This is a genomic window from Streptomyces sp. NPDC005794 (genome assembly GCF_042871445.1).
Classification (GTDB): domain Bacteria; phylum Actinomycetota; class Actinomycetes; order Streptomycetales; family Streptomycetaceae; genus Streptomyces.
This window is the reverse complement of the sequence record NZ_JBIAIN010000001.1, coordinates 264,165-279,968: the sequence shown is the minus strand read 5'-3', so window position 1 is coordinate 279,968 and position 15,804 is coordinate 264,165. Positions and strand designations below refer to the sequence as shown.

Annotated in this window: 14 protein-coding genes; 6 read left to right on the top strand and 8 right to left on the bottom strand. The window is 70.7% G+C overall.

From position 1 onward, the window contains the following. Window positions 1–671: 671 nt before the first annotated feature. Window positions 672–1,430, bottom strand: coding sequence for a polysaccharide deacetylase family protein (locus ACFYQ5_RS01295; RefSeq protein WP_389191345.1), 759 nt, complete (start codon window positions 1,428–1,430; stop codon window positions 672–674). 194 nt (window positions 1,431–1,624) lie between these two features. Then, window positions 1,625–2,599, bottom strand: coding sequence for a helix-turn-helix domain-containing protein (locus ACFYQ5_RS01290; RefSeq protein WP_389191342.1), 975 nt, complete (start codon window positions 2,597–2,599; stop codon window positions 1,625–1,627). Window positions 2,600–3,087: 488 nt separating this feature from the next. Here ACFYQ5_RS01290 and ACFYQ5_RS01285 point away from each other — a divergent pair, with 488 nt between their 5' ends. After that, window positions 3,088–3,738 (top strand): hypothetical protein, encoded by a 651-nt coding sequence (locus tag ACFYQ5_RS01285; RefSeq protein ID WP_389191339.1) that lies wholly within the window; start codon window positions 3,088–3,090, stop codon window positions 3,736–3,738. 460 nt (window positions 3,739–4,198) lie between these two features. On the opposite strand, the gene ACFYQ5_RS01280 is transcribed toward ACFYQ5_RS01285, so the two are convergent. Continuing rightward, a complete protein-coding gene (locus tag ACFYQ5_RS01280) occupies window positions 4,199–4,798 on the bottom strand; it encodes a hypothetical protein (RefSeq protein WP_389191336.1) in 600 nt (199 codons plus the stop codon). 789 nt (window positions 4,799–5,587) lie between these two features. Here ACFYQ5_RS01280 and ACFYQ5_RS01275 point away from each other — a divergent pair. Continuing rightward, window positions 5,588–6,334 (top strand): DUF1838 family protein, encoded by a 747-nt coding sequence (locus ACFYQ5_RS01275; RefSeq protein WP_389191333.1) that lies wholly within the window; start codon window positions 5,588–5,590, stop codon window positions 6,332–6,334. A gap of 199 nt (window positions 6,335–6,533) precedes the next feature. Continuing rightward, entirely contained in the window at window positions 6,534–6,749 is a 216-nt protein-coding gene (locus ACFYQ5_RS01270) for a hypothetical protein (protein WP_389191330.1), read from the top strand. Window positions 6,750–6,774: 25 nt separating this feature from the next. Here ACFYQ5_RS01270 and ACFYQ5_RS01265 read toward each other — a convergent pair whose 3' ends face one another. Next, window positions 6,775–7,377, bottom strand: a complete 603-nt coding sequence (locus ACFYQ5_RS01265; protein WP_389191328.1) for a GNAT family N-acetyltransferase — start codon at window positions 7,375–7,377, stop codon at window positions 6,775–6,777. A gap of 64 nt (window positions 7,378–7,441) precedes the next feature. Further along, the gene (locus tag ACFYQ5_RS01260; RefSeq protein ID WP_389191325.1) at window positions 7,442–8,419 is read right to left on the bottom strand and encodes a helix-turn-helix transcriptional regulator; all 978 of its coding nucleotides are present in this window, start codon (window positions 8,417–8,419) and stop codon (window positions 7,442–7,444) included. 117 nt (window positions 8,420–8,536) lie between these two features. Here ACFYQ5_RS01260 and ACFYQ5_RS01255 point away from each other — a divergent pair, with 117 nt between their 5' ends. After that, window positions 8,537–8,959, top strand: coding sequence for a VOC family protein (locus ACFYQ5_RS01255; protein WP_389191322.1), 423 nt, complete (start codon window positions 8,537–8,539; stop codon window positions 8,957–8,959). A 39-nt stretch (window positions 8,960–8,998) separates the two neighbouring features. Here ACFYQ5_RS01255 and ACFYQ5_RS01250 read toward each other — a convergent pair whose 3' ends face one another. Next, on the bottom strand, window positions 8,999–9,382 hold the full coding sequence (locus tag ACFYQ5_RS01250; protein WP_389191319.1) for a VOC family protein: 384 nt from the start codon (window positions 9,380–9,382) through the stop codon (window positions 8,999–9,001). 193 nt (window positions 9,383–9,575) lie between these two features. Further along, window positions 9,576–10,787: a S8 family peptidase gene (locus ACFYQ5_RS01245; protein ID WP_389191317.1), complete on the bottom strand. Its 1,212-nt coding sequence runs from the start codon at window positions 10,785–10,787 to the stop codon at window positions 9,576–9,578. Window positions 10,788–11,274: 487 nt separating this feature from the next. Between ACFYQ5_RS01245 and ACFYQ5_RS01240 the strand changes: the two genes are divergently transcribed. Then, window positions 11,275–12,393: an NADH:flavin oxidoreductase gene (locus tag ACFYQ5_RS01240; RefSeq protein WP_389191314.1), complete on the top strand. Its 1,119-nt coding sequence runs from the start codon at window positions 11,275–11,277 to the stop codon at window positions 12,391–12,393. Between the two features lie 22 nt (window positions 12,394–12,415). On the opposite strand, the gene ACFYQ5_RS01235 is transcribed toward ACFYQ5_RS01240, so the two are convergent. Further along, window positions 12,416–13,681, bottom strand: a complete 1,266-nt coding sequence (locus tag ACFYQ5_RS01235) for an SGNH/GDSL hydrolase family protein (RefSeq protein WP_389191311.1) — start codon at window positions 13,679–13,681, stop codon at window positions 12,416–12,418. 433 nt (window positions 13,682–14,114) lie between these two features. On the opposite strand from ACFYQ5_RS01235, the gene ACFYQ5_RS01230 reads away from it, so the two are divergent. Continuing rightward, on the top strand, window positions 14,115–15,779 hold the full coding sequence (locus ACFYQ5_RS01230; protein ID WP_389191308.1) for an ABC-F family ATP-binding cassette domain-containing protein: 1,665 nt from the start codon (window positions 14,115–14,117) through the stop codon (window positions 15,777–15,779). Window positions 15,780–15,804 lie beyond the last annotated feature (25 nt).

The window sequence follows — 15,804 nt, the reverse complement described above, 5'->3', positions numbered from 1 at the left end:
CTCCATCGAGTCGAAGTCGACACGGCGTGGCCCTCATGCCGGTCGAGGAGAGCGAACTCGTGCTCGGCCAGGTCTTCTCCGAACAGCCACAAGCTCGCGCGGTTCCCTCTCGGCACCCCTTCGCGAAACGCGACAGTCTGAGCGCCGAGGGTCTCGCGACCTGCCCACTCATCAGTGTCCAGGGTGCGGCGCCGGAGTACTGGCGCCGTGCGCAAGCCCCCGGTACCACCCCCGACGGGCCTCCCATCCCCGTCGGGCCGACGGTGCGCACCCTCCAGGAGGGCCTCGCTCTCGTGCAAGCGGACCGTGGCGCCATGGTCCTCTGGGGGGGGGGGGGGGGGGGGGGGGGGGGGGGGGCGGGGGGGGGGGGGGGGGGGGGGGGGGGGGGGGGGGGGGGCCGCGCCCCCCCCCCCCCCCCCCCCCCCCCCCGCCGACTACTACGGCCGCCGGGCCGTCACGTTCGTTCCCCTCGTCGGGCTCACCGACTCGTTCCTCGGCCTCGTGGGGCACCGGAGCCATGGGACCGCGCGCGTACGTGCCTTCTCACAGGCCCTCGCCACCGTCGCGGATGTGATCGACCGACCGCGTTGAAGGCGCCTGGACGACACATGCGGCCGTTCACCACACCCATCCGGCACGGGAAGCGCCAGTGATGTGCGGGTCAGACCCACTCACCGCACGGGGAAGCCGAAGGAGTACCCCTGCTGTTTCAGCCAGGGCAGGATCTCGCGCAGAGCGGCCAAGGTCTGGGAGCGGTCCCCTCCCGCGTCGTGGAAAAGGACGGTCGGCCCGTTGGCGATCTCGCTCTTGACGGTGGCGACCATGGTGTCCACACCGGGATGCTCGAAGTCCTTGGTGTCGACGTTCCAGCCCAACGGCCGCATCCCCCGGGACGCGGCGAGCTGTCGGCTGTACGGGGTGAAAGCGCCGCCCGGGGCCCGGTAATACTGCGACCGCACCCCTCCGGACGCCTTGATGATCATGCGTTCGGCGTCCAGGATCTGCTGGGACTGGTACGCCTCGGACCGGGTGTCCATGGCGGTGTCGTGCGAGACCGTGTGGTTGCAGAGTCGGTGCCCGTCTGCCAGCACCGCCTTGACCAGGTCCGGGTACGCCTGGGCCTGCGTGCCCACCATGCAGAACGTAGCCTTCACACCGCTGTCCTTCAGCAGTTGGAGTACCTGCGGCGTCCAGACCGGGTCCGGTCCGTCGTCGATGGTGATGTTGACACCCCGGGCGCCACGGTCCGAGGCGTGCGCGATGTCCGCCGCCACCTTGGCCACTGGCGCCGCGACACGTGCTTCCGGCTGCCGCCCTCCGGCGGGGTCGGCCTGCGCGGTCCACACCGAGGCGGCGGCTGCCAACGTCGTCACCCCGAGCGCCGCCGCGAGAAGCCGGCCGTTCCATGCCCTTCCCTTGTGCCTTGCCATGTCCGCCCGCCCCTTTGCTGTCCCCGCCGATGCCGTGCACCCATCAAGACATGGGAACGCCTGTGCAGGCTCCCTCTGTTACCGATCAAGGACGAATCCGCCGGGGGCCGGCGACAAACACAGGAGTTCCGCGACGGACGAGGGGCGCAACGACCTGACGCCGGTGGCCGTGCGTCGTGCGCAGTCCGTTCCCCTCACCCACGGTGAGTCGCGCGGGGGTGGTTCTGGTCGCGCCAGACCCGGGGCGAGATTCCGTAGGCCTGTTTGAACACCTTGCTGAAGTGGGTCGCGTCCACGAAGCCCCAGCTCCGTCCTGTCGCCGCGATGGTCCGCAGCCGCCCGTTCGGGCCGGCCAGCTCGCGCTTGCACTCGGCCAGGCGGCGTGTACGGATCCAGTCTCCGAGGCTGATGCCCGACCGGGACAGCACCGTGTAGAGATGACGTACGGAGATGCCGTGTGCCGCGGCGATCCGTGCCGCCGACAGATCGCGGTCGGCCAGATGCTTCCGGATGTAATGAGTGATCCGCAGGCTGAGTGTCGCCTCCAACGGCCCCTTGGCCAGGTCGGAGTCACCGCGCTGGGACGTCAGGACGGCACGGAGGAGTTCGACGCTGGGGCCCACGACGGCGTCGCCGTGCACACCCCGGTACAACTCGTCGGTCACGGCCAGCTGGGAGAAGTAGGAGAAGGCGAGGCGCGCGACGGGGTTGCCGGGCCCCAGGGGGACCGCGGTGATGTCTCGTAGCAACCGGTCGGGCAGCGCGAGTACCGAGCGGGGGAAACGGATGAAGCGGTGGTCGACCCCCTCGTCGAAGAGCAGCGTGTAGGGAGCGATCGATTCGTAGACGGCGCAGTCTCCCGGCCCCAGCAGGCACTCACGACCGTTCTGCACCACCACGCTGCTGCCCGTCATCTGAACACCGAGAGAGACGGCCGGTTCCTCGTCCCCCCGGGCATATCGCTCCGTCCGGCGGAGAGCGACCGAGGTCGCCCGCGCCGAACAGACCCTGATGGGCCCCACGGCGCCGAGCCCTATACGAACGGAGATGTCCTCAGCCACAGGACGGTGGTCGATATCGACCGCCACCATGGACTCCCACACCGCGTTGCGGACCACTTCCTCCCGGTCCCCCGGCGGTATGAACGCGGTGTCCAGGACCGAGCTCACGAGACAGACCCTCGTCCGCGCCGGTCACAGAGCCGACCCGCCGGCACCTCGACCCGTTCCCCCACAAGTCACCTCTCGACACGGCCAGTTCCTCACCTCAGTGTGGCGGGATTCCCTCTCGCTGTACAACGACTTCGCCGGCACACGCACGGCCCCAAAGCCTGACGCGGCACCAGCGTGAAGCTGTGCACCACTGACACAGATCCTCAGCACGGATGACACAGTCCGAAGCCCACGATGCTCCTAAGGTCTGTGGACGAGGTCGGAGTAAGGGGCGTCACACACCCGCATCACGAGCCTTGTCCAGGCCATCCTCTGCCTGCATCACGCCGGCTCGGACCGAGGACGGAAAGGCTCACCGCGGCTCACCGCGCGCCCCGGCGACGCAAGCCGCTCCGGCATGTCCGGCTGCGTTGCCGGACATTTCTCGAAGCAACCGAACATTCGGACTGCCGTCTCGGGCAGTTCTCATCACCAGTGAGGCAACAGTGGCACACAAGGGACGTATCGTTTTCGCGGCTGCTCTGGCGACCATGGGGCTCGGGCTCTCGGCCTGCGACAGCGGCGAGGAGGAGGCGGCTGCGCCGAGCTCGCCTGCGGCATCGACCCCGGCCCCGGCCTCGTCCGAACCGAGCAGCGAGAGCGCGGACCCCGACAACGGCGACGGCGGCGCCGCTCCGGCCGAGGGCGACGTCACCGCGCCGGGCACGGAACTCAAGGTCGGCGACAGGGCTGTCCTGCCGTTCGAGTACACGAGCTCGAAGAAGGGCACCATCGCCGTGACCGTCACGGCGATCGAGAAGGGCGCCGAGGCCGACATGGCCGCGTTCGGCGACAAGGCCAAGGGAATGACGCCCTACTACGTCAAGATGAAGGTGGAGAACGTCGGCGGCACCGACCTGTCGTACGCGTCACTGAAGCTGGACGGCGTACTGGAAGGCGGCAGCGGCACGGGTGTCATCCTGATCGGTGACCTCCCGGGCAAGTGCGACAGGGAGAGCGCGCCCGCCGAGTTCACCACCAAGGGCGCGTCGTACGAGACCTGCTCGCTCAGTGCCACGAAGACCTCGCCCATCACCGCCGCCTCGTTCGACGAGGGCGACGCGTACAGCGACAGCCCGGTCGTCTGGACCAACTGAGAATCGACGGCGCTCGCACCTCGCCGGTCCGGCCGCCGCAGTCGGCCCGGGTCCGCAGAGCCTGGCCGGCGGGAGGACCTCCGCGCCGACGCCTTGCACGAGTTGCTGGCCAGCACAAGAGGGGCCGCGCTTCGACCGCTCCACACGAAAGCCTCGGGCCGACGGCCCGAGGCTTCGTTGTCGGTGCCCACCGTTCGAAGGCACCTGCAGTGGGGGTTTCGAGAACCGCAGACCCCAGCCCCCCAGCCCTCTCTTCCCCTTCCGCAGCCACGACCGTCCGGACGCCCCGTCACGGAACCTGACGGCCGCCCACACGGAACGCCCGGCCGGGGAGACTCCGGCCGAGCGTCCGGTCAAGCCGCTGACAACAGCCGCTCGACCGGCACGCTGCCACACCCTCTCGAGTTCGCCACCAGAAGAAGGCTCATGCCGCCGACGCGGCCCCTAGGCTGCCGTCAGGTCAGATCGTCGGCGTGTCGTCGACGATCTCCTTGTGCGGTTCGACAATGAACCTCCAGCCCTCGCTGGGCTCCAGGAAACGCACCCGGGTCGGGTAGATGTCCAGGGCGCGGCGGTCGCGGTTCTGGTTGTTCGTGTTCTTCCGGCCCCGGGCCGGCTCCTCGTACAGGTCGACCTTGACGTCCGGCACCGCGACGGATTCCTCGCTCCAGCGCTGGACGACCCCCGCGCCGAACGCGTCCCGCGCGGCGGCGTAGAGCGCCTCCAGGGACTCCTTGCCCCCGTTGGGCACGAAGAGGGCAAGGTTCAGGAGGACGCCGGCGCTCTGGAGGACCTCGATCTCCTCCCCCGCCTTGTCGGCGATCCAGATCCCGCTCTCTTCGGCATTGCCCGGGAGGACATGGACGTCCTCGCCGAAGATCGTCCTCGCAGCGAAGGACCCTCCCTCAAAATTCTTGCCCGGCTCCGTAAGGAAAGCCGGGGCATAGCAGTCGAGAGGAAGGTCATCCACCCCTGCCGAGACGAAGATTTCGTCCTGGAGGCCCAACTCTGAAATCTCCTCGGCCGCAAGACGTCGAGCCGTAACCTTCTCGGTATTCACGCCATTCCCCTTTTGATCGTGGCGTCCTGTGAATTCATTAGAACTCTACCACGAAAACGATCAACCATTTCCCGCTCCGCATGCCTTCGCACCCACGACGGCACCGGTCACCCTTCCGGGTAATTCCTTCCGGCGGAGCAGCGGACAACTCCCCCCGCACCACCGGCGAAACGCAGCACCCATAGCCGAATGCAACGATACCCAAGAAGGCGGCCATCTCGCTCCGGCACTTTTTCCGGCAGCGAAGTCCGTCGCCAAGTGAAGCCGGTCGGGCTTCCGGCACGAGGACCGCTCCGAGCAGGGACAACGTAAGCAAAATACGCATTCACAGTTCTCTACGCCCACACCAAGACAAAGCAGTGGACCGGGCACGTCGCGCGACGGCTCTCGTTCAATCGGAGAAAGGGGGAGAGCTTCCCGCTTTCAGCGACACGGTGGCGACTTCGACCATGCGGAGTTCCGCGGTTGCGGAGGCCGACAGCAGTCACTGAAAGTTCCGCGACCGTGGTCCCCGCCCTTGCCCGAGCGATATGAGAACCGCGCGGGTGTGGTCGCCGCAGCTCGCGCCGGTCACGACGATCGGTGCTGGAATGCCGAACACCCGTGGACCGCCCGTTCCTCAAGAATCCGTGCCGGCGTTCCCGCGCGGGGCTCACGCGGTATGGGTCTCCCGCCCCGGTTCCGGAAGGGACGTCGCCTCTCCCTTCGGGAACGGCTTCTTCCGGCCGCTCCGACCGGACCTGGATGTTTCCCACCCGGCCGGAGCGGCGGCCGCGCAGAGTGGTCCGTATGACGACACCCGCAGAGCTGCTCCGCTCCTTCGCCCGCACCCGCGCCTCGCTCGACGGCGAGGAGGTCACCTACTGGTGGTCCGGAGACGTGTACTCCTGGGCCCCCGACGAGCCCTACCGGCGCGTCTTCGGCTTCGAGGGTCTCAATGTCGCCCGCCTGGTCCAGGACGCCGAAGCCGGCCCGGACGCCTGCCGACTGCTCACCCGCGAGGCCGCCTTCTACCTGGACCCCCTCACCCGCGGGATCCTGGAGACCTGGCAGGACCTGCCGGTGGTGCACGTCTGGAACGACCCGGCGAACCAGAAGTGGCGCCCCTTCCCGGTCCCGACGACCGAGCTCGGCGGACAGGTCTGCTTCAGCCTGGAGATCCCCCTCGCCTACCCCTCGCCGCTGCCGGTGGCCCAGTACCCCGTCCACTCGGCCGGCGACACGTACAAGGCCCTGGAGCTCTTCCAGTTCTTCGCCGACCGCTCCGACCTGGTTGGCCCCGCGCCCAGCGTCCCGGCCACCATGTCGTGGACCCGGATGTCCCCCTGGCTCCCGTGGATGGCGCGCGGCCAGCGGCCCGGCGGCCTCACCTTCCACTGCCGGGGCCGCAAGCTCGGCTCGTACGCCGAGGTACCCGAGCGGACCCGTGCCTACATCGCCGGCCATCACCCGGAGTTCGCCCATGCCCCTCAGACGTGGAGCGAACCGAACGAGACCAGTTGGACGTACTTCCGCACGCTCAACCCGCCGCAGTAGCCGATCGTCCAGCACACCGGGCAGTTGCGGGTGCCACGGCCGCCCCGAGCGGCTCCGGCCGACCACCGGTCCCCGCACGCCGGTTCATCGGGCGCAGCGCGGACGGTGACCGTACGGTACTGATCAGCGCGCCACTCGACGGTGCCGACCCAGGACGCTTCCTCGTGGAGGCCGACGCGGGCCGCAGGCTCCTCGGCCGGTGGATGCTGCCCGTCGCCGAGACGGCCGGACCGCCGAGATCCAGGCCGGATGGAGCTCGATCGAAGGCTGGGGGATCTGCCCCTCCGACTACCTCTCCACAACGCCTGACGAGACGGACTTCGCCCCGATCGCCGCCCGGGTGGAACGCACACTGATCGCCCTTGCCGCGCGCGTCGAAGCCAACCGGGTCGCCCTTGCGGCGATCGGGCCGTAGCCTCGAACCCGGCCCCTGCGGCCGGTCAGGCGTCCCAGGCTCGAGGGCGGCTCAGCCCTTCCCATTCGGGGCGGAGCAGTGAGAACACGGCGAGGTCGAGGCGGCGGCCACGGTGGAGACAGGCGGCGCGGCTGACGCCTTCGTGGACGAAGCCGGATCTGGCGAGGACGGCGAGGGCGGGGGCGTTTCCGGTGTGGGTCTCCGCCGTGAGGCGGTACAGGGGGAGTTCACCGAACGCCAGGTCCACCAGGGCGTCGAGGGCGTGCGTGCCGTGGCCGCACCCGCGGTGCTCGGGGGCCAGCATCAACTCGACCTGTGCGGTGCCGTTGACGATGTTCTGGGCGCTCAGCGCGGTGTGTCCGACAGGGGTGCCGTCAGGGAGCAGGACGACGAAGTCGTCGCGGTCGTCGTCGTCCATGTCGCGCTCGATGCGCTCGCGCATCGCGGTGACCGAGCGCGGCCAGATGCCGATCTCGTAGGCGGTCACGGGGTCGGACCGCCACCCGTGCAGGAGTTCGGCGTCATCCGTGTCGACTGCCGCGAGACCGATGGACTGGGCACGCCAGGAGGGTTCCCGTTCCGCCGCTGTGTCGTGCCCGTCCCCCGCGATCCCGCTGTCTTCGGTCATGGGCGGATGCTAGGGGTACGTTCTCGCGTGGGCCACCGATTACTTCTGCTCACCGGTGGGGCGATCAGGTCGTTCCTGCGGCTTTGGCGTAGCGCGCGGCGAGTTCGGCGAACGCGTGGGTCAGCCGGGGTGGGCCGATGACGTGGATGTCGGTGTCGAAGCGGCCGAGAGCGGCGGCGAGGCCGGTCCACGACCAGGAGCCGAGGGTGAGGCGACAGCGGTCGGCGCCGAGTTCCTCGACGATTCCGTCCTGGACGAAGGGGGCCACCGCCCGGGCGGGGAGATCGAGGACGACTTCGCCGCGGCAGGGCCAGTCGGTGGCGGAGCCGTCGGTTCCGCGGAATCGGCCGATGACGAACGCGGCTACGTCATCGCCGGGGAGCGCGCGTGGGGTGAAGCGCGGGCCGGTGGGCGTGCGGGGGCGCAGGCGGTCGACGCGGAAGGTGCGCCAGTCGTCACGGTCGAGGTCCCAGGCGATCAGATACCAGTGGCCGCGCCAGGTGACGAGGTGGTGGGGCTGTGTACGGCGGGCCGGCCCGGCGGGGCCGCCGGCGTCGTGCCCGTAGTCGAAGCGCAGCTCCTCCCGGGCCTGGATGACGCGGCCCAGCTCCACCAGGAGTTGCTGTGTACCGGCCGGGGAGGCGTCGCCGGTTTCGGGCGCCCGGACGGCGGTGACCTGCAGCAGGTCGATGCGCTGACGCAGCCGGGGCGGCATGACCTGCCGCACGGTGGACAGCGCCCGTGCGGCGTCCTCTCCGATGGTGCTGCTGGGGACCACGGACTGCAGGGCGACGGCCAGGGCGACGGCTTGGCCGTCGTCGAACAGCAGTGGGGGCAGTTGCGCTCCGGCGTCCAGGCGGTAGCCGCCGGAGGGCCCCTTGAACGCGCGGATCGGGTAGCCCAGCTCCCGTAGCCGGTCGATGTCGCGGCGCACCGTGCGCGGGGTGGTGCCGAGCCGCTCCGCGAGGTGGCCACCGGACCAGTCGCGGTGCGTCTGAAGCAGCGAGAGCAGCGTGAGCAGCCGCGAAGACGTCTTCTGCATGCCCACCAGTCTGCCCGCATTACAGGACACAACCTGTCCGCTACCCGTGGAATGGTCGGTCCCGAGATCCGCCGGAGAGGCCGGCCAGGGCCCCTGGCCACGAGCAAGGAGAGAACCATGTCCGTCACGACCACCACCCACCTGAACTTCCGGGGCGCCGCCCGGGCGGCGCTGGACCACTACCGGTCCGTCTTCGGTGGGCGCGTCACCGCCGTCACGTACAAGGACGCGGGCGGCGTGGGGAACGAGAACGAGGCGGACTGGGTGGTGTGGGGTGAAGTCGTGGGCGACGACGGCTTCCACGTCATGGCGTACGACGTCCCCTCCCACCTGCCGTGGGACCAGGGCAGCAAGCCGTTCTTCGTCTCCGTGCGCGGTGACGACACGGAGGAGATCAGCGCGCTCTGGCAGAAGCTGGCAGAGGGATCAGCGGTGGTGCAGCCCCTGGGGCCGTCGCAGTGGGCGCCGCTGTACGGCATGCTCACCGACCGCTTCGGCGTGACCTGGGTCCTGGACGTGACGGCCCCGTACAACGGCTGATCCACGCACCCGGCGGCCCGCTGCCGGGGGTGAACGCGGTCAGAGGGGCTGGAGCCGGGTGCGCAGGAGGCAGAATTCGTTGCCTTCGGGGTCGGCCAGGACGTGCCAGCTCTCGTTGCCGGTCTGGCCGACGTCCGCGGGCCTGGCGCCGAGAGCGAGCAGCCGCTCCAACTCGGCTTCCTGGTCGCGGTCGGTGGCGTTGACGTCGATGTGCAGGGGGAGCTTCCCGGCCCGCGGGGCGCTGCTGGGGCTGAGGACGAGGGTGGGCTGCAGGCCGCCGAAGCCGGCGTCGGCCGGTCCGATCTCGATGCTTCCGTCGTCCTCGCGGCCGAGTTCGACGTAGCCGAGGACCTCGCTCCAGAAGGCGGCGAGCCGCTCGGGGTCGGCGACGTCGAGGACCAGTTCACTGATGCGGCATGCCATGCCCGTCAGTGTAGGGACACGCCACGCCGTGTCACCTGATTTCGCAGCGCGCCAAGGGAGTTCGCCCTCCGGAGCCGCAGTCCGGAGCCGCAGTCCGGACAGAGCGAGGGCCGGGGACCCGTACGGGAGGTCACCCCGTACGCGTCCCCGGCCGTCCTGCTTGTCATGGAGCGAGTGGATACCGGACGAGTCGTTACGGGACGAGCTTGAGGAGCTTGTTCGGGGAGCCGGTTCCGACGCCGGTGAGGACGTTCGGCGTCGCGCCGTTCACGAGTGCCGAGGCCACGGCCGCCGGAGCGGCGCCGGGGTGGCTCGTCAGATAGACCGCTGCGGCACCGGAGACGTGGGGCGCGGCGAAGGAGGTGCCGTTGCCGGTGTAGGTGGCGGTGTCCGAGGTGTTCCAGCCCGCCGTGATGGCGGAGCCGGGTGCGAAGATGTCCACGACGGGGCCGTAGTTCGAATAGGTGGCCCTGGCGTCGGTCCTGGTCGTGGCCCCCACCGTGAGGGCGGTGTCCACCCGGGCCGGTGAGTATCCGGAGGCCAGGGCTCCCGAATTGCCGGCCGCGATCGAGTACGTGACTCCGGACTCGATCGACCGCCGCACCGCGTTGTCGAGTGTGGTGCTGGCCCCGCCGCCGAGCGAGACGTTGGCGACGGAGGAGGCGACGTGGTTGGCGGTGATCCAGTCGACACCGGCGATGACCCCGGCGGTGGTGCCGGAGCCGTCGTTGCCGAGGACCCGCACCGCGACGATCTTCGCCTTCTTCGCCACGCCGTAGGTGGTCCCGGCGACGGTCGTGGCGACGTGGGTGCCGTGACCCGCGCCGTCCTGGGCGGTGCTGTCGTTGTCGACGAAGTCGTAGCCGTACGAGGCCCGGCCGCTGATCTCCTGGTGGGTGATGCGTACGCCGGTGTCGAGGACGTACACGGTCGCGCCGCTGCCGCCCGTGTCCGGGTAGGTGTACGTGCCGCTCAGCGGGAGGCCGGTCTGGTCGATCCGGTCGAGGCCCCAGGGTGCGCCGGTCTGGGTGGCGGTCGAGTGGACCTTCTGGTCCTGCTCGACCGAGGCGACCGCCGGGTCTGCGGCGAGCCGCTCGGCCTCGGTGCTGCTGAGCGTGGCGGCGTAGCCGTTCAACGCCGACGTGTAGGTGCGCTTGATCGTGCCGCCGTGGTCGGCTATCAGCCGCTTGCCCCGGGCCGCGGACGCCGTGAACCCGGACGTCTCCTTGAGCGTGACGATGTAGCTTCCGGGCACCGCCTCCGCTGCCCCGGCGTGCAGGACTCTGCCCTCGGGCTGGGCGGCCTGAGCGGGTAAGGCCGCACCCGCGCCGACTGCCAGCGCCACTGTCGTCGCGGTCGCGATCGCCGCGGCGATCCGCCTCTTGGTGTTGCGCACTGCTGCCATCGTGAGGTCCTCCTCGAACGGTGGCGCGCCAGGGGTTCGACGCGCCGAAGGGTGTGGCGTACGGGGTTCGTACGCCGCACCCCGACGATGGCGCGGCGCGTTCGGGCGGAGCAAGGATTCCCGGCAAGGTGTCATGGCCGCGCCACACAGTTGACCGCGCGTCCATGTGGCGTCACACAAGGCAACACGGGCTTCGCGTGAGGTGCACGATTCCGATGGCACGTCGCATCACCGCTGGGGCCCACGGTGGGCACCAACTCCACCTGTGTCAGGCCTACTTCGCCCGACTTACAGCCCGGGGTGCTCGCTGGTCACGGACCTCCGTCCCTTCGGCCGCCGAACGCTTCGGCTCTGCCGAAGACTGCTGGACGCTCGGGGGCAGACCAAGGGGAGACCTTCGCCACATCGGGCCCCGTTCGGGGATGCGGAGGCGGCGGTCGCATGTTGGCGACGGATGAACCTGCCCCCACCCTGAACAGGACACGCAGTGACAGACGAGAACGCCCGCCGTGCAGCAGCCGCCCTCTCACGCCCGTTCGCGGTCCGTGGACTGACCTCGCGCAACCGGATCGCCATGGCTCCCATGACCCGGGAGTTCTCCCCGAACGGCGTACCCGGCCAGGACGTGGCGGACTACTACGCCCGCCGCGCCGCCGGGGGTGTGGGCCTGATCATCACCGAGGGCACGTACGTCGATCACGCCTCCGCCGGCACCAGCGGCCGGGTTCCGCTGTTCCACGGCGAGGACGCGTTCGCGGGCTGGTCGGGTGTCGTGGATGCCGTGCACCGCGAGGGCGGCGCGATCATCCCGCAGCTGTGGCACGTGGGTGTCACACGCGCCGAGGGCGCCCCGCCGGTGGCCGAGGCGGAGCCGGTCGGCCCGTCGGGCGTGGCCCTGTCGGGTGAGCCCAAGGGCCGCGCCATGACGCAGAAGGACCTCGACGACGTCATCGCCGCGTTCGCCGACGCGGCCGCCGCCGCGGAGCGTCTCGGCTTCGACGGAGTCGAACTGCACGGAGCACACGGCTACTTGATCGACCAGTTCCTCTGGGAGGGCAGCAACCGCCGCACCGACGCGTACGGCGGCGACATCGTCGCGCGCACCCGGTTCGCGGCGGAAATCGTGGCGGCGTGCCGCGCCGCCGTGTCCGACTCCTTCCCCCTCTTCTTCCGCATGTCCCAGTGGAAGATGAGCTCGTACGAGGCGAAGCTCGCCCGGACGCCCGAGGAGCTGGACACCCTCCTCACGCCGCTGGCCGAGGCCGGCGTCGACGTCTTCCACGCGTCCACCCGCCGCTACTGGCTGCCCGAGTTCGACGACTCCGACCTGAACTTCGCCGGGTGGGTGAAGAAGATCAGCGGAAAGCCGACGGTCACCGTCGGCTCGGTCGGCCTGGACGGCGACTTCTTCAGCGCCTTCCAGGGCAACAGCTCCTCGGTCACCGGCATCGACCAGTTGCTGGACCGGCTGGAGCGCGACGAGTTCGACATGGTGGCCGTCGGCCGTGCACTGATCGCCGACCCGGAGTGGCCCGCGAAGACCCTGCGCGGGCGTACCGAGGACATCACGCCGTTCGGGGCGGAGATGCTGAAGACCCTGCACTGACCTGCGGAGCCGGGGCAGTCCCTCAGCGCAGGAGGCGCAGCGGGACGGCTCCGGCCATCGCCTCGGCCCCCGCGTCGTTGGGGTGGAGGCCGTCGCCGCTGTCGTAGCGCGCGAAGAGGCGCTGCGGGTCGGACGGGTCGCGCAGCGCCTTGTCGAAGTCGATCACCCCGTCGTACCCGCCGCCGGTGCGGATCCAGTGGTTGAGGGCCTGACGGGCGGCCTCGTTCTCCGGGCTGTAGAAGCCCAGGGTGTCGCCCTTGAAGGGCAGGACCGTGCCGCCGTAGGCCTTCAGGCCCCGGTCGTGGGCGCGGTCGATGATCTGACGGTGGGCCTCGATGAGGTCCGCCGCCGTGACCCGTTCCGACTCGGGGGCGACGGTGCCGGGGTGGCCGAGGTCGTTCACGCCCAGGAGCACGATCAGGTGTTCGGCACCGGGCTGGGACGCGACGTCGCGGTCGAAGCGGCGCAGGGCGCTCTGGCCGAAGTACGCCGCGAAGTCCTCGGCGTCGGATCCGGCGGGCGGGTTGGGATCGTGCAGGAGGCGGTTACCGCCGATGCCCTCGTTGAGTACGCCCACGGCGTCCGGCCCGGCGGAGGCGCGCAGCCGGCCGGCGAGGAAGTCGGGCCAGCGGTGGTTGGCGCCGACCTCGGTGAGGGAACCGTCGGTGATGGAGTCGCCGAGGGTGACGACGGCCGAGGAGGGGCGGGCCGTGCTCACGCTCACGCCGGTCAGGAAGTACCAGCGGTCGATGGTCGCGGTCGGCTCGATGTCGGTGTGGCCGGTGACGTTCCCGGCGGCGACATGATTGTGCTGCAGGGCGGACGCGTGGAGCGTCGAGCCGGGCGTGGGCCCGGGCAGGTGGATGCTCACCACGAGGTCGGTCCCCGCGGGCACCCGCAGGGAGACCGGGTCGCTGAGGAGCGGGGCGCCCGCGGGGACGGTCACCGAGGTCCGGCCGCCGAACGTGAGCGGCCGGTCGGTACGCGGGTCGATCCGGGAGGAGGGCCCGCCGGGTGCCGGGCGGGCGACACGGGCCTCTCCGATGACCAGGGGGCCGCTGCCGAACTCGTTCGACAGCCGGATGCGGACCCGGTCCCCGCCGATGCTGGTGCGGACGGTCTGACGGATCGTCTCGTCGTCGAAGGCGGTGGCGTCCGAGGCCGGGGCCGTCGTGGGCCCGGTGGCCCATGTCCCGGTCCAGGGAAGGGAGTTGTGGTTACGGGGCGCGGGCTCGGCGGAGAAGGCCGGAGCGGCCGCCGTCGCCAGGAGCAAGCCACCCGTGGCCACGGCCACGAGGTGAAGAACGGCCCGTCTCGCACGTGAGCGGGCGGGGGATCCTGCGGAGTGCCGTCTCATCGGGGTGTGCCTCCTGGTCTACGGGAACGGGATGCGGGTGCCGTCGGGGCCGGACGCGCCCGGCCCGGAATTCCTGCCCGTCCGGCCCGGGCACGATGTACAGTTTTTGAGTCCTGTTGTCTCCGATAGAGGTGGACGTTGCGCATCTGAGGCCCGCGATCACCGCGCGGTACGGCCCTCGCCGTAGCCCGTCACGCCTTGTCGGCTTTCCTGCCGCCCCGTGACCCCCCGCGTGGATGCGACCTCGGTGCACGATCCGTCCCCCGTACGTCCGGAGGACCGCACCCCTTCCTCTCCCGGCCGGTCGCCGCGTGGTGCTCGCACACGAAGCCCCTGTTCACACGCTTGCGACTGCGAGGATCACATGTCTCACCCCACCACGCCCGCCGCCTCCCTCAGCTGCTCCGCCCTGTCCTTCCGGTGGCCGGACGGCACGGAGGTCTTCGACGGGCTGTCCCTCAGCGTCGGCCGTGGCCGCACCGGGCTCGTGGGAACCAACGGCTCCGGCAAGTCCACCCTGCTGCGGCTGCTGGCCGGCCGGCTGAAGCCCTCCGCCGGTTCCGTGACCGTCGGCGGGCACCTCGCGTACCTCCCGCAGAACCTCACCCTGGACACGGGCCTCCGCGTCGAGGACGCCCTCGGCATCACCGGGCGGCGCACGGCGCTCCGCGCGATCGAGGCCGGCGATGTCGCCGAGGAGCACTTCGAGACGGTCGGCGACGACTGGGACGTCGAGGAGCGGGCCCTGGCGACCCTCGGGTCGCTCGGCCTCGGCGACGTCGGCCTCGACCGCACCGTGGGGCAGCTGTCCGGCGGCGAGACCGTGCTGCTGCGGCTGGCCGCGCTGCTGCTGGAACGCCCCGACGTCCTGCTGCTCGACGAGCCGACCAACAACCTGGACGTGTTCGCGCGCCGCCGGCTGTACGAGGCGGTGGAGTCCTGGCGCTCCGGAGTGCTGGTCGTGGTCAGCCACGACCGTGACCTGCTGGAACGGGTGGACCGCGTCGCCGACCTGCGCGCAGGCTCGGTGAGTTGGTACGGCGGCGGCTGGTCGGCCTACGAGGAGGCGCTGGCCACCCAGCAGGAGGCGGCCGGGCGCATGGTGCGGGCCGCCGAGTCCGACGTACGCCGTCAGAAACGCGAGCTGGAGGAGGCCCAGATCAAGGTGGCCAGGCGCCAGCGGCACAACAAGAAGATGGACGCCCAGCGGCGGGCGCCGAGGATCGTCGCGGGTGAGCACAAGAGGTCCTCCCAGGAGGCGGCGGGCAAGCTCCGCGGGCTGCACGAGGACCGGCTCCAGGAGGCACGGGAGCGGCTCGACACGGCGTCGGAGGCGATCCGTGACGACGCCGAGATCCGGGTGCGGCTCCCCCACACCGCCGTCCCGGCCGGCCGTACGGTCCTGAGCGTGCACGGGCTCCGCCCCCGCTTCGGCGCCCTGCGCGACGGCGCGCTGCACGTCCAGGGGCCCGAACGCATCGCGCTCATCGGGCGTAACGGGTCGGGGAAGACGACGCTGCTGCGCACCCTCACCGGGGAGCTCGCGCCCATGTGCGGCGAGGCCAGGACCCATGTGCCGCTGCGCTTCCTGCCGCAGCGGCTCGACGTGCTGGACGACGGGCTGAGCGTCGCCGCGAACGTGGCGCGCATGGCGCCCGGGACCACCGACAACGAGATCCGCTCCCAGCTCGCCCGCTTCCTGTTCAAGGGAGCGCGCGCCGAGCAGCCGGCGGGCACCCTGTCGGGCGGTGAGCGTTTTCGCGCCGCCCTGGCGGCGACGATGCTCGCCACCCCGGCCCCGCAGCTGCTGATGCTGGACGAGCCGACCAACAACCTGGACCTGGCGAGCGTGCGGCAGCTGACGAGCGCGCTCGAGTCCTACGAGGGCGCGCTGATGATCGCCGGGCACGACCTGGCGTTCCTGGAGTCGGTCGGGATCACCCGCTGGCTGCTCGTGGGCGAGGAGCTCACCGAGCTGGGCGCCGAGGAGGTGCGGGAGCTGCTCGGCGCACCCGACGCGACCGTGTGACCGGTGGTGTACTGGGAGGGTGCGG

Coding starts and splice junctions, on each gene's coding strand:
- ACFYQ5_RS01295 (WP_389191345.1), bottom strand. CDS start 1,430: ATGGCAAGGCACAAGGGAAGGGCATGGAACGGCCGGCTTCTCGCGGCG.
- ACFYQ5_RS01255 (WP_389191322.1), top strand. CDS start 8,537: ATGTCCGTCACGACCACCACCCACCTGAACTTCCGGGGCGCCGCCCGG.
- ACFYQ5_RS01275 (WP_389191333.1), top strand. CDS start 5,588: ATGACGACACCCGCAGAGCTGCTCCGCTCCTTCGCCCGCACCCGCGCC.
- ACFYQ5_RS01245 (WP_389191317.1), bottom strand. CDS start 10,787: ATGGCAGCAGTGCGCAACACCAAGAGGCGGATCGCCGCGGCGATCGCG.
- ACFYQ5_RS01250 (WP_389191319.1), bottom strand. CDS start 9,382: ATGGCATGCCGCATCAGTGAACTGGTCCTCGACGTCGCCGACCCCGAG.
- ACFYQ5_RS01260 (WP_389191325.1), bottom strand. CDS start 8,419: ATGCAGAAGACGTCTTCGCGGCTGCTCACGCTGCTCTCGCTGCTTCAG.
- ACFYQ5_RS01265 (WP_389191328.1), bottom strand. CDS start 7,377: ATGACCGAAGACAGCGGGATCGCGGGGGACGGGCACGACACAGCGGCG.
- ACFYQ5_RS01230 (WP_389191308.1), top strand. CDS start 14,115: ATGTCTCACCCCACCACGCCCGCCGCCTCCCTCAGCTGCTCCGCCCTG.